Source organism: Treponema sp. OMZ 906 (assembly GCF_024181185.1).
Lineage (GTDB): Bacteria > Spirochaetota > Spirochaetia > Treponematales > Treponemataceae > Treponema.
Map to the genome: position 1 here is coordinate 542858 of NZ_CP051196.1, position 20901 is coordinate 563758.

Below are 20901 nucleotides of genomic sequence, written 5' to 3' on the forward strand. Positions count from 1 at the left end.
TACAAAGGTTTATACATGCTTTCTAAGAGTTTAACGGTACTTGAATTACTCGATCTCGACTTAACCGAGCACGATGCCCTTCACCTGCATTGCGTGTGCGGGCAAAAGGGTTTGACGCGCAGTATTACCGTTGCGGATTTAAACCGTCCCGGGCTTGCGCTGTCAGGATTTTTTGATTCCTTTGCATATCAACGTGTTCAGTTATTCGGCAGAGGAGAATGCGCCTATTTGCAAACACTTATCGAAAGCAATACTCTCGAAAATATCAAAAAAATGCTTACCTACGATATTCCTTGCTGTATCTTTTCTCATAATATCCCTCCTCCTGCCGTATTTTTAGAGCTGGTGCAGGGAACGGGATGTCCTGTGCTGCAAACCGACCTTTCCTCCAGTGCGCTTTCCGTGCGGCTGATGCGCGTTCTCTCCAATGTATTTGCTCCGACAGTCGCGATACACGGTGTTCTGGTAGAAGTGTACGGGCTCGGTATTCTTATTTTAGGCGATTCGGGAGTTGGTAAGAGCGAAACGGCGCTGGAGCTTGTAGAGCGCGGGCATCGCTTGATCGTTGACGATGTAGTAGAAATCACCTGTATCAATGGTAATAGTTTGATTGGACGGGGCGCCAATAAGATGATCGGGCATCACATGGAAATACGCGGACTCGGCATTATCAATATCATGCAGCTTTACGGGGTTCGTTCCGTGCGTGAGCAAAAGCAGATACAGCTGGTTGCAAAGCTGGAAGAATGGGATTCGCATAAAGTATATGACCGTATCGGTACCGAGGAACTTACCACCGAGATATTGGATGTAAAACTGCCGCTTTTGGAAATACCGGTAAAATCAGGGCGGAATATTCCGATTATTTTAGAAACAGCCGCGATGAACGAGCGGCTCAAAAGTATGGGCGTTTATTCTGCGAAGGAATTTAATCAAAACATTCTGCGCTGGATGGAAAGCGATACGAGCCGGGTACCGTATTATTCGGCGGATGATACCTATTAAGGAAAAACTATGGTAACAAAAAAGATTATTGTGCAAAATCGTGCCGGAATCCATGCGCGCCCCTCATCGTTGATTGTACAAACGGCAAATAAATTCCAGTCGAATATTATGTTTGAAAGAGAGAATATTACCGTCAATGCAAAATCCATTATGGGCGTGATGACGATGGCTGCAGGATATCAAACCGAGCTGACCGTTTCCGCCGACGGCGTCGACGAAGCTGAAGCGATTGCTGCACTTGAGCAGCTTTTTGCAGCAAAATTTGAAGAGGAATGACGTAACCGGATGAGTACTCCTTTATGGCTTTTTACCGGCCCCGAATTGGGGGAACGGAGCGATGCGCTTGAAGCGCTGCGGAAGAGTGCAGGAAAAAAATATGGACAACTCGACAATCATCTCTTTTATGCGGCGGATACCTCAATATCGGTGGTGTTGGATGCCGTACAGAACGGTTCCCTATTTGCGGATGCTCGGTTCGCCGTTGTAAGAAATGCGGAAGCAATCAAGAAAAAGGAAGACATACAAGCGCTTACGCAGTGGGTTGAACAGACGCCCAATGAAGATGGCGCCTTTTTAGTGTTGATTTCCGATGAAATCGGCATCGATAAAAAAATTGAAGCACTAGTACCTAAAGATCATAAAAAAATATTTTGGGAACTGTTCGAAAATAAGAAACAGGATTGGATCCGCCGTTTTTTTGCGCAATCGAGGATCAATATTGAACATGATGCTATCGATGTTCTGTTGGAGCTGGTGGAGAATAATACCGAAGCGCTTAAAACTACATGCACACATATCAGCCTCTTTTTTGAGCCGGGAACAACGCTGACGGCAGAGACCGTTGAACGTCTGCTTGCCCATAATAAAGGGGAAACACCGTTTACGCTTTTTGATGCATTGAGCAATGCCAATTTGGAATATGCGTTGAATATCCGCCAAAAGCTGACCCTTTCCAAAGAATCTTCGCCGGTACAGCTGATTGCGGGACTTACTTACTGCTTTCGACGGCTGTGCGACTGGCATGCTCTTGCGCAAACCGGCGGGATTGACGATTTCAGTTTAAAAAAAGCAGGCTTTACGTCGAAAAAAGCGATTGACCAATACCGCCGCGCAAGCAGACAATGGAACGAACAAACCGTGTACCGTATTATATCGCTCTTAAATAAGACCGACATGCAAATCCGTACGATGGGGCAAGAACTTTCGGGAGTGCTGCTCGATACTTGTCTCTACAGCATTATTTACAATCAAGGGCGTGAATTAGCCGCATATAGTAACGCTGCACAGCTGTGCTAACTATGCGACGGTAGGGTATCTTTAATTGACACAATCGCCCGCGCAGTATACAATTCCGCAATATTTTTCGAACAATCACTAAAACACAACCTTTCGAGCCTAATTGACAGGGGCGTTTGAGTTCAAAACAGGGATGATATGAGTAAAGAACAAAACAATCAGAAATTAGTACATTGGGCGGATCAAACCGCGGAGAAGATTATACGCGAGCGCGGCGATTTGGAATCTTATACGTGCGCCTCGGGAATTACGCCGTCGGGAACCGTTCACATCGGCAACTTCCGGGAAATTATCTCGGTTGATTTAGTTGTACGTGCGTTACGCGACCGCGGCAAAAAGGTACGCTTTATTTATTCGTGGGATGATTACGATGTGTTCCGCAAAGTGCCTGAAAATATGCCGGGAAAAGAAACGCTGCAAAACTATCTGCGGTATCCCATCACAATGGTACCCGACACAACCGGCCGCGACACGTCTTACGCGCGTCATCACGAAGTAGATGTAGAGCAGGTGCTGCCGAGAGTCGGTATTCATCCCGAATTTTTATATCAGGCTGAACGGTATCGCAGCGGCATGTATGCCGAAGGGATGAAAAAAGCGCTGCAGAACCGCGACAAAATAAAGGATTGCTTAAACCGCTACCGCGATGATGAGCATAAAATTCCCGCAACGGAAGAATATTGGCCGGTTGCGGCTTTTTGCTGCAACTGTAATAAAGACACTACCGAGATTGTTTCTTACGACGGCGAATACGGATTGGAATACCGCTGTACAAGCTGCGGTCATCAGGAAAAGGCCGACTTACGCACCTCAAAGGAATTAAAACTCGGATGGAGAGTTGACTGGCCGATGCGCTGGCAGTTTGAAAAAACGGTTTTTGAACCTGCCGGAAAAGACCATCACAGCCAAGGCGGTTCTTTCGACACGGCGCGGCTTGTCGCGGATGAAGTATATGATTGGCCTGCTCCGGTCAGCTTTCGCTACGATTTTATCGGCATTAAAGGCTTGCCGGGTAAAATGTCCTCGTCAAAGGGAAAGGTCATCAGTCTGTCCGATGTCTTGAACGTGTATCAGCCTGAAATTGCGCGGTACTTGTTTGCCGGAACGAGGCCGAACACGGAGTTTTCCATCAGCTTCGACTTGGACGTTATCAAAACCTATGAGGACTACGATAAAACCGAGCGTATCGCATGGGGTGTCGATAAGGCTAAAAACGATGAGGTGTATGCGAAAGAACGCCGCATCTATGAACTTTCGCAGGTTGAAGGGATGCCGCCGTGCATAGCCTATCAAATTCCGTTCAGACACCTCTGTAATCTTTTACAAATTAACGCCGGAGACATCGCGGCGGTCATGAAGCTTTTGCCGGATATGAAGGAAGAACAGCGGGAGCGTTTTGAAGCACGGGCGAAGTGCGCATGGTATTGGATTACCGAATGTGCGCCGGAAGACTTCCGGTTTGCACTGCGTACCGACGGCGGCAAGGCGGAACTTTCTGCAGCCGAAACCGCTGCGCTCTGCAAAATCCGCGATGAGCTGTTACCGCAGATGGATGCGCTTGATGAAAAAGCTTTTTCAACTGCGCTGTATGATGTAGCTCATGCGTGCGAAATCGAACCGAAAGCGCTGTTTACCGCCGTCTATCAGGCGTTGATTGGGAAAGACCAAGGACCGCGCCTTGCCGGTTTTATGAAGATAATCGGAAAGGAACGGCTTGCACAATTGCTTTCATTTTATTAGAATACTGCGCAAATGATGGCACAAGGTTGTAATGCGGTTTTGAATGTACATTCTACTTTAAAAGACAGGCAAGAGGTATCCCATTTTTGCCGCTTCATCCTTTGCAGCCGGTTGTTATGTTATTATTGAATTTTTTAAACGCTCTTTTTTAAGGGCGTTTTTTTTTGTGAACACGGATGGGCATCTCTAAAAACTCGGTTAGATTTTTAGAGATGCCCGACGAGTATTTTTATAAATTGTTATACTGTAATAATTTATAAAAATACATCGCAAAAAGTTTAAGGAAAACCTCTAAAAAACTGAAGTTTTTAGAGGTTCTCGGATGCTTTAAAAAGCCGACCGCGTTTATGTATTTAATTTAATAGAGGAGTTTGATATGAAACAAGTTATTATGGAAGCGGAATCGCTTCAAGGCTATTTGACGTCGAAGGATAATGCATATCTCAAAAAATTAGATGAATTGTATAATCAGACAATGCAACAATTTACACGGCTCGATACTGCCGCGGATATAAAAGAAAAAGATGCGGCTGAAACTGAGATTATCGCATTATATGATAAAATGGGAAAGATTTTGCAGGAAATCTGTAAAGAAGTGCCTCAGCTCAAGGTGTATTCATTCATTACTGATTTTGCAAGCCATGCGGAAGCCTCTCGCGTTATGGCGAAACTGCGCAGCAGCGAAACCGGTCATAACGAATTCATCTATTATACTCAGCGCGCCTTTGAAATGCTGTTCAAACTTGCGTATAGCGGAAGCCACGAAGACAGCAAAAACTACCTTATTTCCAAAACGCCGGTTACCGTTCCCGTACAGAACTATGCCGTACATAAAATCTGCGACATCGATCATAAGATAGAAAATACCGTCATGTGTGTTATGCTGCGCGGTGCACTCCTTCCGTCGATGATTATGTCCAAGGAGATTGAAGAATATTCCTCACACGGCTATGTAACCCCGTTCGCACTGTTTAAGATTAAACGGGATGATACAAAAAAAGTCGACGATATGCAGTACGTACTCAATTTGGATATGTCGTATTTCAATTTAGAAGACTTGAACGGGAAAGACCTGATCTTTGCAGATCCGATGAATGCAACCGGCGGCAGTTTGATTACTGTTGTCAAATACCTTGAACGGCAGGGAGTGAAACCGAAATCGATCAGCTGCTTCCATGTTATCTCATCGCTCAAGGGAGCTTTGTGTGCCGCCCGCGCTTTAAAGAACTGTACGGTGTATACACTGTGGATGGATCCTGCACTAAACTCCGCCGCGTATATTCTTCCCGGGCTGGGAGATGCGGGCGATAGGATCAACGGGATTGATGAAGCTGAACATCCGCGGAATATGATTCAGCTTATTGCGGATTACGGCGCGACTATTGCAGGTTTGTATCGTCATCAGTTGAGAGCGATTGAGAATGTGGTGCTTCAAAATAAATAAGCGTATCGATGAGAGAGTGGTTCAATTGACGACGGGAGCGGTGGTTCAACGAATTACAGCTGTTAACTCCGCTGAGGACGTCTACAATATTGTCGATCGGGTACCGAAAAACAGCATACTGTTTGTTCTCCTTTTTTTTATAACCGCTGCCGGTCTGTTTGCAAAGGGCAGTGTTGATTCCGAGACAGCAAAAGCCTATTTTGAAATTGCTCAAGCCTATACCGAGATATCCAAGTACGACAAAGCGGCGGAATTTTACCTAAAGGCGGCAAAAGATCCTGCGCATAAAAATGCGGCGGAGTATAATTTGGCACGAGTGTATGGGCTGCAAGGCGATTGGGAAAAGGCAAAGAATATTTTTGAACGGCAATACAAAGAAGCGCCCGGTAATGTGTTGATTGCAAAGGCGTATGCCTACAGCCTTGCAGCAACCGGCGACGAAGCGCGCGCCTGTGAAATGTATAAAAAATTGTACGATGAGGATTCGGAAAACCCCGAAGCGGTGCTCAATTATGCCCGTATACTGATTCTTTCCAAACGGTACGACCAAGCGCTTTCTTTTATTGAGGAGATGAAAACTCGATTTACCGAAAGTAGCGAAAACAAAGCCTTTGCCGAACTGGAAGAAAATATCAAGAAAGCGCAGAAAGAGCCGGAAAAACAGAAAAAAGAACCGCAGCATCAGGAAGAGCTGAATAAAGACGGTAAAGCGCAAGAAAAGCAGGATAAAGAAGAGCGGAATAAGGGCGGTACCGAAAACCGATCGGGAAAAGCCGCCTCCAATTCCAAGGCTGAACCGAGTACTAATTTTGAAAAGGCGAAGGTAGATGAAAGGTAGATGATAAGAAAAAAGCATAACAGGTTTGCCAGCAATGTAGGGTTTATTCTCGCTTGTGTCGGCTCGGCTGTCGGTATGGCGAATGTGTGGGGTTTCCCCTACAAACTTGGAAGCAACGGCGGCGGCGCCTTTTTGCTCATCTATATCTTATTTGTTATCCTTTTCGGATATGTCGGGCTTTCCGCGGAATACGCAATCGGCCGCCGCAGCGGTACGGGGACGCTCGGCTCCTATGCCTATGCATGGAAGCACGGCCGCAAAGACCTTGAGGGCATCGGTAAGATAGTCGGATGGCTGCCCTTGGCGGGTTCAATTACAATCGCCATCGGGTATGCCGTTATCATCGCGTATGTACTCAAGGCTTTTACGCAGTCCGTATTGGGCAGTATTATGACGGTAGAACCCGGACAGTGGTTTGAATCCTTTGCCTTTCAGCAGTTCAGCGTTGTGCCCTATCATATGGTTATTATTATTGTAACGCTGCTGACCATTGTGCTCGGTGCACATACAATCGAAAAAACAAATAAAATAATGATGCCGCTTTTTTTCATATTGTTTGCGGCATTGGCAGTTCGTATGGCATTTTTGCCCGGCGCTTTTGCAGGGTATACGTTTTTATTTACCCCCGATTGGAATCATTTAAAAAATCCGTCCGTGTGGATAACCGCGATGGGGCAGGCTTTTTTCTCATTATCTATTACCGGCTCGGGAATGATTGTCTACGGCGCTTATTTAAGTAAAGATCATGACTGCGTAGCGGGAGCAAAAAATACCGCACTGTTCGATACCATCGCGGCGATTGTTGCAGCTCTTGTGATGATCCCTGCGTGCTTTGCTTATCGGATGGATCCCGCAGGCGGTCCCGGTTTGCTATTCGTTGTCCTTCCTTCCATTCTTCAAAAAATGCCCGGCGGCAGAATATTCGGTATCATCCTGTACCTTGTCGTCGTGTTCGGAGGAATTTCATCCTTGCAAAATATGCTTGAAGTGGTCGCCGAATCGCTGATGCACACGTTTAAAGGCTTAAAACGCACCGCGGTGATTACCGTTCTTGGCGTCATCACCTTCGGCATCGGTGTATTTATGGAACCCATCGCAGAAACCAAGGGCGCAATTCTCGGCGGCTGGGGCGCATGGATGGATTTGGTCTCCACATATATTATCCCGATCGGTGCAGTGCTCGGCGCCGTTTCATGGTTCTGGGTAATGAAAAAAGATGAGCTTTTGGATGAAATCAACACCGGAGCAAAGAAATGCTACGGCAACGGCTGGTACTACCTTGGTAAATACGTGTACACACTCTTCGCGCTGTTTTTGTGCGTTGTTGCATTGATGCGCGGCGAGGGATTTTAGAGCATAGGCCTAATCCGGCTGTTGATGATGTGTCCCGGCGAATGCTATGATAGAAAGATGAGGCTGTTTGGCGAGGTATAGTTTAGATTGAAAGCGTGTAGTTTCTATGATATTATGGAAAAGGGCTAAAGGGTGTTATGGCGACAGGCTACCGGACTGCTTTTTAGGAAGAAAGAATGAAAAAAGTTTTTTTATTCTTGTTTTTTTTGATACAAACAGTTTTATCTTTTTCACAAGAAAAAAAAGCATTTATAGGAACAATTATTAGAGAAAATTTTTTTAAAGAGACAACGGAAATCAAAAATACTGAATCGGAAATTTATTGGCTCTTATATTGTGATGATATTACAAAGCGACAGTTAGTTTTTCGAGATGGAGATAATGGGTATTTAAAATATAGAAAATACCTCGATAAAAAAGTAATAGTTTTTGGCGAAGTCATGAACTGGGAAACTGCCCATCACAAAACGAAAGAACTTATTATTGTAAAAAATATGAAGGAGATAGATGAAACCGGACAGGAGATTTATAAATACATTTCAAACAATGTAATGAAAGCAGCTCAGTCAGTTATTCTTGAAACAACAAATGATAAAATAGATATATCAAAAATCAAAATTGTAGAAGACTTTGGAAATGTATCAAATCCATTTACAGGAGAATATTTCTATAGGGATTTCATTGCATATCCATACTACAGCATACGAAAATTCGGTTCAGCGATAGACGGTGAAATTGTAGAAATTTCAAAAACAACGGAAAGTTCTATCATAATAAAATCTGGTGACCTTGAAATTGAATACTTCGGCTGGATAACGCTTGATGAAAATTTAAAAGTTGGAGATAAAATTTTAAAAGGAACTTTTTTGGGAACATTATATGGTGGTGGTGATAGTGGAATGAAATTGAAAATAAGAATGAAATACAAAGATACAATTATTAATCCTTCTTTATGGTTCTAGTATTGAATATTTCAGAAAGCATATCAAACTTACTTTTTGAAATGAAATTGAACTTTCAGGCTAAGCAAGGTAGTGGTAGTAGTAAAATACTATAAACAATATGGAAGACGTGCTGATAATTAGTGATGTTTTATTTGAATTAGCGACTGCTTGACAATATTTTTATGATTTATCAACTAAATATGGAGCTTGAATGGATAAAAAGAATAGGGTTTTTAAAATCCTGAAAAAAGATTTGACATTATTTTTTATATGTCTTTTTTTGGGGCTTATTAGTATTTTTGTTTCAATTGCTCATCGGCTTCAAATAGATTCAATTTCATATACTGATCAAAAATGGATTGGAATCGTTTTTTCTGTTTTTTTGACTTATATATTATCTATATTAATATTTCTTCTTGTAAGCATTATTTTTCGAGCGAAAGATAAAAAATACAAAATATTTTTAGTAGATATAGTGTTATTAGCTTTTTTATGCTTGATATTTATTTTAATTACCTATATTGATTATCCTACATTAGTTTATATGGCTTAAAATCTGAGAAAGATAGAGAAATTTTACAATGAAAATATGCCTAATACCCGCTTCAAAGCCGACAACGCAGACAAGCCGCAAATGCAGATTAAACGAATGTTGAACGGCACCTTTAATGCAGGAGAAAAAATGAAATCAACTGAAGTATATAAAATTATAAATCTAATAATTAAGGAAGATTTTAAAGCATTAGGATATAAAAAAACTAAAGGTGGAATGCTTGGGTTTTATAAGCAAATAAATAAATTCTATGTAATATTTTGGTTTCAATGTTCTCAAAGTGCTTTTAATTTTTATACAGGATCAAAATTTACCATCGAATTTCAGCTAAGTGAGACAGATGGAATAGGCTCTGAGGCTATTGAGAGGCATAGAATAAGTCATTATTTAACACAAGAAGAATTACAATACATTACAAAAAAAGAAAATGAAATAAGAAAAAATATGAAAAAGCCGCCTTCAAATTATTCATTGCTAAATATGTCTGATGATATTAAAAAATGGTTTATGAAAAATTACGAACCCGTAAAAGATGTATATAATAATGATACAGATATTTGGCTTAGATATATTGAAGAAAAGAATATAAAAGAATGGGCTGAATATTTTAAAAATATAATCAAAAGAATAGTAGGTGTCTTGGAGCAAAAAGCAATGAGTCAGGAACGCCCATTAATAGTAATTGGTTGATAGTAACATAAAAAAACAATCCCCTTACTGCTTAATGGAATAGAACCCGCCTTCTTCTGCAACAAAACCTTCGCGGATGAGACCTTCGAGCGCTTTATCGAAGAGAAGCTTTTCCGTCTGAGTATTGCCGTACAGCTCTGCATATTCTTGACTATTGTGTGCCGTAAGGGTTCTGATAACTGCTCCCCGCGCCTGTCGTACCGAACCTTCAAACTTGGACTGTTTGGTATAATGTCTGCTTTTTCTGTTCGGATTGACGGTTTTCTTTTTTAATTCCGCGCCGTAATCCATCAGTGCGTAGTACCAAAGCCGCGGATTTTCTTTATACAGTGAGGATTCGATATGTGGAAATAGTTCTTTATCGCTGATATCGGTTCTGTCTTTAAAAAAGAAAAAGATAAACACCGCGCGGATATTCGTTTCGATAAATACGTTGGGCCTATTGTAGGCAAATGTCGAAATCGCGGCAGCCGTGTAGGGGCCGATACCCGAAAGCGTTTGAAGTGTTTCAGGAGCATCGGGAACAACTCCGCCGTATTCGCTTACAATGGTTTGGGCGCACTGGTGTAAAAAACGCGCGCGGCGGTTGTATCCGAGACCTACCCACTGCTCAAGCACCCGCACGAGGGAGGCAGCCGCAAGGTCTTGCACTGTGGGGAACACTTCCAACCAGCGGTTATATTTTTCCACCACCCGTTCGGTCTGCGTTTGCTGCAGCATAAATTCGGACACGAGGATGGAGTACGGATCGTTCGTTGTGCGCCACGGAAAAAACCTGCCGTGTGCGGAATAATAATCTAAAATCGCTTTTTGAAAATCGCTGTAATCGGGTGTGTGTACGGATTCAAAAGTATTCATAGGTTTTCTATTGTATGGATAATGTGCATAAACTTACGGTTATAGAATTGATATCCATTCATATTGCACGCTAATGTTCAGTTTATGATATGCTTTTGTTATGCATCTGCTTTCGGAACAATGAGCGAACGCCGTAAAAGTTCGTCTATGATGAGCCCTACAATGAGATCGGGAGTATAATGCTCCGTATCGATCAGCATATCGGCAAAGGCATAATCGGTATTGTCGATATTATACAGTTCTTTGTACCGGCGGGTATCGTCGCTGTCCCGCATCGCGGTAAACTCTTTGATATGCTCAAGGCTTCCCCCCTCCCGTTGAAAGATACGTTCCGCGCGTACTTCTTCAGAGGCATAAAGGTACACTTTTAAATCCGCCTCTTTCAGCATCCAAATCGCAAGGCGGGAACCGAGTACACACGATGATTTCAGCGCCTGTTCAACTTGGCGGTTATCGACAATACGGTCAAAACTGAAATCAGTCTTTGCTTGTTCAATGACTTGCTTTAACGGCATATCCAATTCTTTTGCGAGACTTCTAAAGGTGTAATTGATGCACGGAATACCCAACGTATCGGCCAGCAAGGTAGAGACCGTTGTGTTGCCGCAGCCGGAAGCGCCTGAGATCGCAATGCGCAGCTCTTTTTTTGCAGGAATAGCATAGTCGTTTTTCATCAGTGTATCCCTCATTCGATATTATGAGCCTGCTCGCGGATATTTTCCAGAGCATCCTTAGCGGAGATTACCGCTTGTCCGATTTCCGTCAGCTGATTTTTGGAGCCGATGGTGTTAATCTCCCGATTGATTTCCTGACATAAAAAATCAATTCTTCGACCGGGAGCTTCGTTTTCCGTAATTTCTTTTTCTAAAGCGGCAATATGCGCTTTTGCCCGTATAATTTCTTCATTGATTGTATACTTAACAAGCAACGCCGCGATTTCCTGCATAACACGCTGCGGATCCGGTTCACGCTCCATCAATTCGGAAAATTTCTTTTTCAACATCGTAGAAAAAAGTTCTTCCATCCTTGCAGCGTGCCGCTCAATCTCCGCAACCGAGTTGGAAAGTACGGCAAGCATTTTCCGTATGTCTGCGGATAATGCCTTACCTTCTTCAATCCTGCACGTGTTGAATTTTTCAGTCAACTCATCGAGGAGAGGAATAAGAGCGTGTTGCCAAAGCTCCTTATCAAAATTTTTATCGATTTGCAGCACTCCCTCTTGCCGTAAAATCAGGTCGAGCGTGATTTGATTTTCCATTCCGAGCGCATGAGCGATATCGGCGATGGATTTATAGTACGCTTGTGCAAGGGTAATATTGGGTAGAATGGGCTGCTCATTGTGTAATTTTTTTAAGCGGAGATAAAAATCGACTTTACCTCGTATAATACGCTTGGAAAAATACTTACGCAAAAACGGTTCGAGCTGAGTCATCGTAGACGGAATATTGATGTTGAGATCCAAAAATCGAGAGTTATAGCTTTTCAGTTCGCAGGAAATGTCGGTACCGTTCACAATGCCGTCAAGGTAGGCATAGCTTGTCATGCTCTTCATACGCGCGCCTTTTCGAGTAAGTCGTTATAAACGGCGCGGCCGAGTTTCCAATTATCGCCTGCTCCAACGGTGATAAATAAGTCGCCTGAACGCAGTTCATGTTCTACAAAGTCCTTTGCGTCCATAATCTCTTCAAAGTAATAAACCCGTTTGCGCCGCTTTTTCATTTGGTCGAATAAAGTTTTGCCGTTTATCGATCCGTTGTATTTTTCCCGTGCCGAAGCATATATCTTATGCAGGATCACCGTATCGGCGTAGGAAAAGGCGTCGGCAAATTCGGGAAGCAGCGCTGCGGTACGCGAATAGGTATGCGACATAAAATCCGCGATAATCCGACGTTTAGGATAAAAGTCATGTATACCTTTGAGCGTTTTATAAATTGCGGTCGGATGGTGTCCGTAATCGTCCATGAAGAGGATGCCGTTGACTTCGCCCAAAATTTCACTGCGCCGTTTTGCCCCCTTAAACGAAGCGAGGCTGTTTCTGATCGTGGTGAGATCGGCGGCGGTAACCTCTTTTCGCTCCTGCTTGATAAGTCCGATTACCAGCGCGATAGCGGCGGCGGCATTGAGGACGCTGTGCTCTCCCGGAATACCAATGCGGAATTCTCCGCCGAAGCCGCGCAGAGAAAAAACCGACTGCCCGTTTTGGATGCCGAGGGTTTTAATCCCGTAATCGCCGTGCGCCGTTTTGCCGTAAGGCGTTAAGACAAGATCGGGACGGGAAGAAAATGTCAATTTTGCCGCCTCCCGTGCTCCCGCATCATCGGAGCAATAGATCAGTTCGTTGAACTGGGGCAGGCGGTCGATATACTGTAAAAAGGCGGTTAATATGTCTTCGTATTTAGGATAGTAGTCCTGATGATCGCTTTCGATGCTGGTAAGCACGATTTTTTGAGGATGAAAAAATAAAAAGTTGCGTTTATATTCGCACGTTTCAGCCACAAAATACTTTGAACCGTTGATAACCGTACACCCGCCGCCGAAGTTGGACACGGCGCTTCCTGCCAATACGGAGGCGCTTAAATGTAAGTCCTTTAAAAGAGTACCTGCGATACCGGTAGTCGTTGTTTTGCCGTGTACGCCTGCAATACCTGCCGAATAGCTGTGCTCGGAAAAAGCGCCGAGTGCTTCGGGATAGCTCATGCGCGGGAGATTTTGCTCCGCAGCGGCATGCAGCTCCGGATTTTTATCAGGCGTGTAAGCCGTCGAGTATATGATCAGTTGGGTGGAAGCAGGGATATTTGAAGGCACAAAAGGACTGCTGACCGGTATATTCAGCTTACGCAGCAGTGCATCAGTATAAAATTCATCGCTGACATCGCTGCCGGTCAATATTGCACCTCGCGAAACAAGCAGCTCCGCTAAGGCCGCCATACCGGTTCCTTTTATACCGATCATATGTATATGATAACCGGAGAGATTTTCCGGCAAACGGGTTGTAATCATAGAGGAATATAATAATGGAAAAGTTTGTTTTAAACAAGGCAAAGCTTTAACAAGGGCTTGACACCCAATACCGTCTTGTGTACTATAAAACAGCCTTTGGGACTATAGCTCAGCTGGATAGAGCGTCAGATTCCGGATCTGAAGGCCGGCGGTTCGAATCCGCCTAGTCTCATTCTGTTAAAATATATCTAATTTCCGGTTTCTTTTCTCCGTTCTTGCCTACTTGACTTAAATGCTATTTTACTTGATATGCTTAAATGCAGGTAGAAATATTTAGGAGCTATATGAAAATTGTTTTTATTACCGGTGTGTCCGGAACGATGGGATCCGAAGCATTAAAACAGATTGCTCAAACGGGAGCATTCCGGTGCCGTGTTCTATTACGACCTAAAAAGGCGAATATAAAGCTGGCAAAAAAGCTTCAGAAAAACGAAAACATTGAAGTGTTGTTCGGTGATATACAAAACTGCGAAGACTGTCTTGTCGGCGTAAAAGATGCAGACTATGTGCTTCACTGCGCAGCGATTATTCCTCCTGCTGCCGACCACAATCATGATGCTGCATTCCGTACGAATTGGATGGGGACTCAAAATCTGCTTAATGCTGTGGTAGAAAACGGACAAATCGAAAAGACAAAATTCGTTTACATAGGCACCGTTGCGGAATACGGTAATAGAACATTCAAACACCCGTGGGGACGAGTCGGCGATCCGCTTTTGCCGAGTGCGTTCGATATGTATGCGGCAAGTAAAGTAAAGGCCGAGCGTGCGGTTATTGAATCTCCTTTATGCTGGGTTTCGCTGCGGCAAAGCGGCATCTTATATGACGACGTGCTTTTCAATAACATGAATGACGGGCTGATGTTTCATACGTGCTGGAATACGCCGATAGAATGGGCAACGGCGCGTACATCCGGCCTACTTTTGAAAAATCTCGTTGAAAAAGATACAAACGGAACGCTTAGGCCTGATTTTTGGAAAAAGGTATACAATATCGGAAACGGAAAGGATGCCCGTGTTACCGGCTTTGAAACACTTGACCGCGGTTTTAAAATGATGGGACGGAGCGCCGAGGAAATTTTCCGCCCCGAATGGAATGCAAGCCGCAATTTCCATTGTATGTGGTTTGCCGATTCTCATATATTAAACAGCTATCTTGATTTTCAACATGAAGGGTTTGAAGCGTTTTTTTCAAAGCTTGAAAAAAAATTGTGGTATTTTAAATTGGGAAAACCGTTCCCGCGCCTTGTGCAGCGTTTTTCGATTATGCCGCTGCTGAACACAAATAATGCCCCGGTCTTTTGGGTTACGCACAACCTCAAAAAAAGAGTTGATGCCTTTTTCGGTTCGTTGCAGGCGTATAATGCAATCCCGCGCAGCTGGGAAAAATTCCCGTTATTGTGCAAAAATCAAAACCCTGAAACCGGTGCTGAGTTAGATTATGCGGCATTAAAAGACGAAGCATTGCTTGCGGCAAACAATATGCTTTTAAATCACGGCTATGATGAAACAAAGAAGCCGGATGAACTTGATATTGAAGATATGCAGCAGGCAGCAGCTTTCAGGGGTGGCAAGTGCAACAGTACAACAATGACCCGCGGCGATATGTACCGTCCACTGCAATGGCAGTGCCATAATGGTCATCATTTTTCGGCGACTCCGTATTTGGTGCTTAAAACAGGCCATTGGTGCCCCGAATGCTGCAGCGTACCGCCGTGGAATTTCGGAGAGCTTGCAAAACACATTCCGTTTTATGCGCAAGTATGGTACGACGACCACACGAGTGATGAAACGGAATCGTATTCAGCAGAGGATGCCCGCGATATATTCGCCTACGAAGCAGGTTCCTCTAATATACAAAGGGGATGATACGCTTCGGTTTATAGCGGGCAAATTCGTCGGGGAAGTCTTGCGCATATTTTTTATACAAGGCATGAGACCGCGGTACTAAGTTACAAGCCGTCCAAAATAAAAACAGGAAACCGGCGGATGACCATGTTAAAACCGCAAAGCCGAGCCATTCCACCAATTCACCGAAGTAGTTTGCACTGGTAACGTAGCGGTACATCCCCTTACACGGATAGTAATGCTTGCTGTCTCCATTTGATCTCAGCGAACGAATATAGGAATCGGATTGTATATTGATAAACATACCGGCACAAAATAATGCAGCACCAACGATAAAACGGGGATCGGCAAACCAGCGCACGTTATACATCTCTGCAGGAGAAAAATAAAAAATCCATAAACCGATTAAAAACGCATTGACCGTATTAAAGAGCATCCCCATTGATACTATGCTAAGCGGCATTTTACTGTTTCCCTTGAGTAGCATCGGGAAAATCAGCGTGCGCTGAATGTAGTGCGCAAGGAAGAAAGACACAAGCACTATCCGCACCGGTTTGTGTGCATAGTCGAGTATTGATAGTAAAGAAATCATAACGATAAGGGTGGGACACTCCATCAGCATCCATGCAGCTTTATTGTTAAAACTGAAGCCCCATTTTTTATTGATCAGCTTCCCGTACCCTGCCGGGATAAAATACAAGGCAATAAAACACATCAACCCTAACGCAAGCATTGTAATTTCAACAGTACAATATACAGAATATAACATTGCCACAGTATCATCGCTTTTCTTCTTTTAATCAACTATCTTTTGATGCGGAGTGTTGGGGAATGCAACTTTCCGCACGAATCAAGCGCCGGTATGAAGGGTTGACAGGCTGCATAAATACTCGTAGCTTACTTAAAAAGGCTGAATGAGATTATGGATCCTACGATACGATTGCTTCCCGCCGATGCGGTGTACACTGTGTATGAGCGGCTGCGGCAAGAGAACCCTGATCCGCGGAGCGAGCTGCATTGGAAAAATGTCTATACGCTGCTTGTTGCCGTGGTGCTTTCGGCACAGGCAACCGATGTCGGGGTAAATAAAGCGACTGCGCCTCTTTTTGAAAAAGTCGATACGCCGGAACAAATGGTTGCGCTCGGTGAAGAAGGACTGAAGGGTTATATCAATTCCATCAACTTATACCCGACAAAGGCAAAACGGATTATCGCGCTTAGTAAAATTTTGATAGACCAATATCATTCTGAGGTACCGCATGATCGAGCCGCATTGGAAAGTCTTCCGGGTGTCGGCCGGAAAACAGCAAATGTTGTGTTGAACGTAGGGTTCGGTGAACCCGCAATAGCGGTCGACACACACATCCTACGAACGGCGCCCCGTATCGGACTGTCTAACGGGACAACTCCGCTGGAAGTAGAACAAGATTTGATGCGCATAACACCCGAAGAATTTTTGCTGGACGCTCATCATTGGATACTGTTGCACGGCAGATATGTCTGTAAAGCGCGAAATCCTGATTGTGCCGGATGTAATCTTAATGATATATGCTTAAAAAACGGGGTAGGGGAGTAGAACCGTAACAAAAGGCGGCAGGAAGATTGGCTATCTGCTTCGCATTTCCGGCCTTGCTTACAATAGAGCCGTCCCCAGCCGCTGTTTTATTTTTTCATTGGTAGGGCGGACATCGTAATACGCCGCTTTAAAGGTGATTGTGCGGGCTGTAGTATCCCACAGTGCGAAATATGCAGGGAAATGCGTTTTATCGGCAAGCTCCGCCGCTCTATTTTCCGCTGCATCGAATACACGCGGAAAGCCTACGCTGCCAGGATTGACGATGCAGCAATCCTTATCGAGCGTAATCGTTTGTTCCGGTTCAGGATATAATGCGCCGTAGTCTTCTCGATCGGTGTAGTAGAAGGCAGCTTGATGGGTATGTCCGCAAAAGCAGAGTTTAAAGTTTTCGGCATATAAGTATTGAAGCGATATTGCCGTTTCTTGCCCTCCCTGCAGGTATTCGGTAAGAGGCTCCAATGGAGACCCATGTACAAGCAGCGTCTTTTCGGATAAAAAATAGAGAGGGTGCAGACCTGCCAAAAAGAATCGGCTTTTCCACGAGATAAGCTGTGCAGTCTTTTTTAGCGATCGGTGTGCGTTTTCACCGAACCAGCTGCTCGGGAGTCGCTTTAATAATCCCGCTTCGTGATTACCCGCCAGAAGAATACATGGACGGATGTGTCTTTTCAATTCTTTTATTTGCTGTATGCACGCTTCGGGATCGGGGCCGTAGCCGACCATATCGCCAAGCGAGATAAAGCCGCCATACTGCCCTTCGACGGAATCCAGCACAGCGTTGAGTGCTTCCATGTTTGCATGGATATCGGCCGTTACCAGTATCTTCATAATGAGAGGAATATATCATACCGTATGCCGGAAAAACTTACAACAAGACTTTTCAACAACCTCCGGGATAGCTTTCAATCGGATTGGAAACTGCTCTCCGAGACCGAACATTTTCTTGCTTCTACCCCCTTGCAGCGAAATTATGAACAGCAGTTTGCCCTATGGCGTAAACAGCTGCAAATAGAAAAAAATGATGCGGTACGTGCATCGATACGGGGAGAAATCATTGCATTGAGAAAAGCGCTGCGTCTGGAAGGATATGATTTATCGCTCGGTTCAATTCAACTTATTGTAGAAGATTTTGTCAACGATGATGCGGCTGCCCGCGGCTTCCAACGGGTTGTGATCTGCTTTTGCGATGCGGGGGTGTTTTGGTTATCGGGAGAAGCCAATCATCTTGAACTTGCCGGTGATCTACAGACCGAGTTGGAACGTAAACGGCTGTATGTTCATCCTGAGATGCATTATCTTTGGTTTCTATGGAAACGAAATGCTTTATTACTCAGCGGTTCCGCAACTGAAACAAAAGAAGCTTTCGAGCGGCTGCAAAAACGAGCTCAAGCAAACCCACAAAAGATATTGCGGTATCTTAAAGCGTTATAGGATCAGTCTTACTTGTCTTTTCGCTGTTATTTTAGTACCTTCATCCGTAATTAACATACTTTGATAAGGAGTACAGGGGAATTGAGTTTTCCGTACAGATAGATACTTCGTTTATAAACCGTTAGGAGATATGATATGGACATGGATTTATACATAACAAAGCATCGGGTCATGCAAGATTACCTTCGCCAGCTAACCAACCTTGTAAACGGTACTATAGACAAGGCAAATGCGCCATTAATTGCAGAGCTTATTAATAAAACAACGGGTGTATTGAATATGCACCTTGCCTCCGAGGATCATTTTGTTTATCCAAAATTATTGGAGAGCAGCGATGAGAAAATTCGATCAATTACCCGATCATATATGAATGAAATGACCGGCATAGCGGATTCGTATCTCGCCTTTCATAAAAAATTCAACACGCCGTCAAAAATACTTGCGGATATCGATGAATTTAAGCGGACTTTTAAAAAAGTTCGGGATGCACTTTTGCTGCGCATAGATCGCGAAGAAAAAGAACTGTATACGTTTACTGTTTAAAAGTTTCCTGAAAAGGCAATGCGCGGACTTGCAATTTCCTCTTTTTGCTCCTATAATTGCAACTATGCTGAGCCAACGCATCGGATTTTTGCAGTACCAACCGCCTCTTTCCAAAGTGCAGTTGTTATTTTCAGTAGCGGCATATTTGCAAAAGGTAGTTGACATAAAAATAGTCGACGCTACAATCACTCAGCAACTCAGCAACTCAGCAACTCAGCAACTCAGCAACTAGACTGTGCCCTGATAAACGGGCAATTTTTTCATTTAAGCAACACCATTATTATTTTTTCTCATCAATTTTTGCAGACGGCAAGCGTACTGTTAGGCTTTTTTATTTTAAACCGCAAAGGGCGCTAAGTATGCGGAGAAAGATAGAGAGGAGAGTTGATAAGGATATTCCTTCTAAAACCTTAGCATTTTCTGCGAGCTTCGTGGGTGCATTAAGAAAAAGAACTGCAAAGCACATTCCCTATTCCCAAGATTCAAGTATAAATTTCGTACCACATAATTACACATTATGCATTATAAATTATCCATTATTTTCAGCTTTTTATCGTAGGAGCCGTCCTGCAGTATGGTTTGATTCAGGGTAAACGGAGCCGTAATTGGTAATTTGTAATGGATGAAAGCCATAAGCGAAGCCTTTGGTGCTTTGAGGCAAAATAATGATAATAGAGGAGAAATACGTATGAATACTAAAAAGGAAAAGAGCGGAAAGCTCTTAGGTTTAGCAGCGGCAGTGCTGCTTACAGCAGTGTTAGTGTTTACCGGCTGTCCCAATGCCGCGGGTGGTAACAGCGGAGGCAGTATCACACCGCCTGCATCTGCCGGTAGTTATAATGCAGCGACCGGTAAGGGTGTAGTAGGCGGCGTAGAGTTTACGATGAAAGGGATTGCAGCGGTAACAAACGGAAACCTTGGGCACATCGATGAGAGTGATAACGGAGTGCATACGGTAAGCCTTACTGCCTACCGGATAGGCGAAACGGAAGTAACGCAGGAGCTGTGGCAGGCTGTGATGAGCAATAATCCGAGTTATTATGACGGCACTTCCGGTAAAGAACCTGTATCCGGCGAAACGCAAGAAAAGCGACCGGTGGAAAGCGTGGACTGGTATGAGTGTATAGCGTTCTGCAATGAGCTTACCAAGAAGGTAGCGGGGTTAGGAGAGAGTGAATGTCTGTACTATAGTGATGCAGGTTATACGAACGTGTATACAAAAGAAGATGCAGGTGCAAAAAAAGAGGTGTATTTGTATACAGACATGAATAAAAAAGGGTTCCGGTTACCGACGGAAGCGGAATGGGAATGGGCAGCTATGGGCGGAAAAGACTATAAATGGTCTGGAACAAATGTCGAAAGCGAACTTAAAGACTATGCGTGGTACAGGGCTAATAGTAATAATCAAACGCATGAAGTAAGGAAGCAGACTGCGAACGGATACGGCTTATACGACATGAGCGGGAACGTATGGGAATGGTGCTGGGACTGGTATAGCAACACTACGCCTGCGGGCGGGCAGGACCCGACTGGCCCTGCTGCTCCCGGTGCTGACCGCGTCGATCGCGGCGGCAGCTGGGACGGCTATGCAGGCGACGCCGCTCGTGCGTATCGGGGCATCAGCAATCCCGGCAGCCGCCGCAGCATTCGTGGCTTGCGGCTGGTCTCGCGTCCCTAGAGCTCACACATTTTGCCGGAGAGGTAGAGCAGCTGCGGGCTGTTGAGCAGTGTACGTCCGTGTACACTGCTCAACGATAAGTTTTTCTATCGAAAAACTTACTAC

The 20901-nt window shown here is 44.2% G+C and carries 21 protein-coding genes and 1 tRNA gene; 16 read left to right on the forward strand and 6 right to left on the reverse strand.

Annotated elements, in window-relative coordinates; genetic code table 11:
- Positions 1-15: 15 nt before the first annotated feature.
- From hprK to E4N69_RS02350, 10 genes are all read left to right on the forward strand, one after another.
- On the forward strand, positions 16-1005 hold the full coding sequence (gene hprK / locus E4N69_RS02305; protein WP_162662361.1) for an HPr(Ser) kinase/phosphatase: 990 nt from the start codon (positions 16-18) through the stop codon (positions 1003-1005).
- A gap of 9 nt (positions 1006-1014) precedes the next feature.
- The gene (locus E4N69_RS02310; RefSeq protein WP_162662363.1) at positions 1015-1281 is read left to right on the forward strand and encodes an HPr family phosphocarrier protein; all 267 of its coding nucleotides are present in this window, start codon (positions 1015-1017) and stop codon (positions 1279-1281) included.
- Between the two features lie 9 nt (positions 1282-1290).
- Positions 1291-2301: a DNA polymerase III subunit delta gene (gene holA, locus E4N69_RS02315; RefSeq protein WP_253824359.1), complete on the forward strand. Its 1011-nt coding sequence runs from the start codon at positions 1291-1293 to the stop codon at positions 2299-2301.
- A gap of 138 nt (positions 2302-2439) precedes the next feature.
- Positions 2440-4041, forward strand: a complete 1602-nt coding sequence (gene lysS, locus E4N69_RS02320) for a lysine--tRNA ligase (RefSeq protein ID WP_253824360.1) — start codon at positions 2440-2442, stop codon at positions 4039-4041.
- A 361-nt stretch (positions 4042-4402) separates the two neighbouring features.
- A complete protein-coding gene (locus tag E4N69_RS02325) occupies positions 4403-5485 on the forward strand; it encodes a uracil phosphoribosyltransferase (RefSeq protein ID WP_371922375.1) in 1083 nt (360 codons plus the stop codon).
- A 16-nt stretch (positions 5486-5501) separates the two neighbouring features.
- Positions 5502-6323 (forward strand): tetratricopeptide repeat protein, encoded by an 822-nt coding sequence (locus E4N69_RS02330; RefSeq protein ID WP_253824362.1) that lies wholly within the window; start codon positions 5502-5504, stop codon positions 6321-6323.
- Positions 6324-7676, forward strand: coding sequence for a sodium-dependent transporter (locus tag E4N69_RS02335; RefSeq protein WP_253824363.1), 1353 nt, complete (start codon positions 6324-6326; stop codon positions 7674-7676). It abuts the gene before it with no gap.
- A gap of 176 nt (positions 7677-7852) precedes the next feature.
- Positions 7853-8638, forward strand: coding sequence for a DUF4431 domain-containing protein (locus tag E4N69_RS02340; protein WP_253824364.1), 786 nt, complete (start codon positions 7853-7855; stop codon positions 8636-8638).
- A 193-nt stretch (positions 8639-8831) separates the two neighbouring features.
- On the forward strand, positions 8832-9173 hold the full coding sequence (locus tag E4N69_RS02345; protein ID WP_253824365.1) for a hypothetical protein: 342 nt from the start codon (positions 8832-8834) through the stop codon (positions 9171-9173).
- Positions 9174-9302: 129 nt separating this feature from the next.
- Entirely contained in the window at positions 9303-9863 is a 561-nt protein-coding gene (locus E4N69_RS02350; protein ID WP_253824366.1) for a hypothetical protein, read from the forward strand.
- 24 nt (positions 9864-9887) lie between these two features.
- Here the strand turns inward: E4N69_RS02350 and E4N69_RS02355 are convergent, their stop codons facing one another.
- The 4 genes from E4N69_RS02355 to murC form a co-directional block, all read right to left on the reverse strand.
- Positions 9888-10721: an HhH-GPD family protein gene (locus E4N69_RS02355; protein WP_253824367.1), complete on the reverse strand. Its 834-nt coding sequence runs from the start codon at positions 10719-10721 to the stop codon at positions 9888-9890.
- A 98-nt stretch (positions 10722-10819) separates the two neighbouring features.
- Positions 10820-11395, reverse strand: a complete 576-nt coding sequence (cmk, locus tag E4N69_RS02360; protein WP_253824368.1) for a (d)CMP kinase — start codon at positions 11393-11395, stop codon at positions 10820-10822.
- 11 nt (positions 11396-11406) lie between these two features.
- On the reverse strand, positions 11407-12273 hold the full coding sequence (locus E4N69_RS02365; protein WP_253824369.1) for a YicC/YloC family endoribonuclease: 867 nt from the start codon (positions 12271-12273) through the stop codon (positions 11407-11409).
- A complete protein-coding gene (murC, locus tag E4N69_RS02370) occupies positions 12270-13721 on the reverse strand; it encodes a UDP-N-acetylmuramate--L-alanine ligase (RefSeq protein ID WP_253824370.1) in 1452 nt (483 codons plus the stop codon). The genes E4N69_RS02365 and murC overlap by 4 nt, the downstream gene beginning before the upstream one ends.
- 98 nt (positions 13722-13819) lie before the next feature.
- Between murC and E4N69_RS02375 the strand changes: the two genes are divergently transcribed.
- Positions 13820-13893 (forward strand) — tRNA-Arg (locus tag E4N69_RS02375).
- 112 nt (positions 13894-14005) lie between these two features.
- A complete protein-coding gene (locus E4N69_RS02380) occupies positions 14006-15589 on the forward strand; it encodes an NAD-dependent epimerase/dehydratase family protein (RefSeq protein ID WP_253715036.1) in 1584 nt (527 codons plus the stop codon).
- On the opposite strand, the gene E4N69_RS02385 is transcribed toward E4N69_RS02380, so the two are convergent.
- Positions 15570-16337, reverse strand: coding sequence for a DUF1295 domain-containing protein (locus E4N69_RS02385; RefSeq protein WP_253715037.1), 768 nt, complete (start codon positions 16335-16337; stop codon positions 15570-15572). The genes E4N69_RS02380 and E4N69_RS02385 overlap by 20 nt on opposite strands.
- 153 nt (positions 16338-16490) lie before the next feature.
- Here E4N69_RS02385 and nth point away from each other — a divergent pair, with 153 nt between their 5' ends.
- A complete protein-coding gene (gene nth / locus E4N69_RS02390; RefSeq protein ID WP_253715038.1) occupies positions 16491-17144 on the forward strand; it encodes an endonuclease III in 654 nt (217 codons plus the stop codon).
- A 57-nt stretch (positions 17145-17201) separates the two neighbouring features.
- Here nth and E4N69_RS02395 read toward each other — a convergent pair whose 3' ends face one another.
- Positions 17202-17972 (reverse strand): metallophosphoesterase family protein, encoded by a 771-nt coding sequence (locus tag E4N69_RS02395; RefSeq protein ID WP_253715039.1) that lies wholly within the window; start codon positions 17970-17972, stop codon positions 17202-17204.
- Positions 17973-17996: 24 nt separating this feature from the next.
- On the opposite strand from E4N69_RS02395, the gene E4N69_RS02400 reads away from it, so the two are divergent.
- From E4N69_RS02400 to E4N69_RS02410, 3 genes are all read left to right on the forward strand, one after another.
- Positions 17997-18575, forward strand: a complete 579-nt coding sequence (locus E4N69_RS02400) for a hypothetical protein (RefSeq protein WP_162662391.1) — start codon at positions 17997-17999, stop codon at positions 18573-18575.
- Positions 18576-18710: 135 nt separating this feature from the next.
- Positions 18711-19118 carry a hemerythrin domain-containing protein gene (locus tag E4N69_RS02405; protein ID WP_253715040.1) on the forward strand — a complete coding sequence of 136 codons (408 nt, stop codon included), beginning with the start codon at positions 18711-18713 and terminating at the stop codon, positions 19116-19118.
- Between the two features lie 688 nt (positions 19119-19806).
- Entirely contained in the window at positions 19807-20796 is a 990-nt protein-coding gene (locus E4N69_RS02410) for a formylglycine-generating enzyme family protein (protein WP_253715041.1), read from the forward strand.
- Positions 20797-20901: the final 105 nt, after the last annotated feature.

Bases quoted from the DNA above. Each gene is read 5' to 3' on its own strand.
- E4N69_RS02400 (WP_162662391.1), top strand. From the start codon at position 17,997: ATGCCGGAAAAACTTACAACAAGACTTTTCAACAACCTCCGGGATAGC.
- lysS (WP_253824360.1), top strand. From the start codon at position 2,440: ATGAGTAAAGAACAAAACAATCAGAAATTAGTACATTGGGCGGATCAA.
- E4N69_RS02310 (WP_162662363.1), top strand. From the start codon at position 1,015: ATGGTAACAAAAAAGATTATTGTGCAAAATCGTGCCGGAATCCATGCG.
- E4N69_RS02385 (WP_253715037.1), bottom strand. From the start codon at position 16,337: ATGTTATATTCTGTATATTGTACTGTTGAAATTACAATGCTTGCGTTA.
- E4N69_RS02350 (WP_253824366.1), top strand. From the start codon at position 9,303: ATGAAATCAACTGAAGTATATAAAATTATAAATCTAATAATTAAGGAA.
- E4N69_RS02335 (WP_253824363.1), top strand. From the start codon at position 6,324: ATGATAAGAAAAAAGCATAACAGGTTTGCCAGCAATGTAGGGTTTATT.
- E4N69_RS02395 (WP_253715039.1), bottom strand. From the start codon at position 17,972: ATGAAGATACTGGTAACGGCCGATATCCATGCAAACATGGAAGCACTC.
- murC (WP_253824370.1), bottom strand. From the start codon at position 13,721: ATGATTACAACCCGTTTGCCGGAAAATCTCTCCGGTTATCATATACAT.
- hprK (WP_162662361.1), top strand. From the start codon at position 16: ATGCTTTCTAAGAGTTTAACGGTACTTGAATTACTCGATCTCGACTTA.
- E4N69_RS02405 (WP_253715040.1), top strand. From the start codon at position 18,711: ATGGACATGGATTTATACATAACAAAGCATCGGGTCATGCAAGATTAC.
- holA (WP_253824359.1), top strand. From the start codon at position 1,291: ATGAGTACTCCTTTATGGCTTTTTACCGGCCCCGAATTGGGGGAACGG.
- E4N69_RS02340 (WP_253824364.1), top strand. From the start codon at position 7,853: ATGAAAAAAGTTTTTTTATTCTTGTTTTTTTTGATACAAACAGTTTTA.
- E4N69_RS02355 (WP_253824367.1), bottom strand. From the start codon at position 10,721: ATGAATACTTTTGAATCCGTACACACACCCGATTACAGCGATTTTCAA.
- E4N69_RS02380 (WP_253715036.1), top strand. From the start codon at position 14,006: ATGAAAATTGTTTTTATTACCGGTGTGTCCGGAACGATGGGATCCGAA.
- cmk (WP_253824368.1), bottom strand. From the start codon at position 11,395: ATGAAAAACGACTATGCTATTCCTGCAAAAAAAGAGCTGCGCATTGCG.
- E4N69_RS02345 (WP_253824365.1), top strand. From the start codon at position 8,832: ATGGATAAAAAGAATAGGGTTTTTAAAATCCTGAAAAAAGATTTGACA.
- E4N69_RS02365 (WP_253824369.1), bottom strand. From the start codon at position 12,273: ATGAAGAGCATGACAAGCTATGCCTACCTTGACGGCATTGTGAACGGT.
- nth (WP_253715038.1), top strand. From the start codon at position 16,491: ATGGATCCTACGATACGATTGCTTCCCGCCGATGCGGTGTACACTGTG.
- E4N69_RS02410 (WP_253715041.1), top strand. From the start codon at position 19,807: ATGAATACTAAAAAGGAAAAGAGCGGAAAGCTCTTAGGTTTAGCAGCG.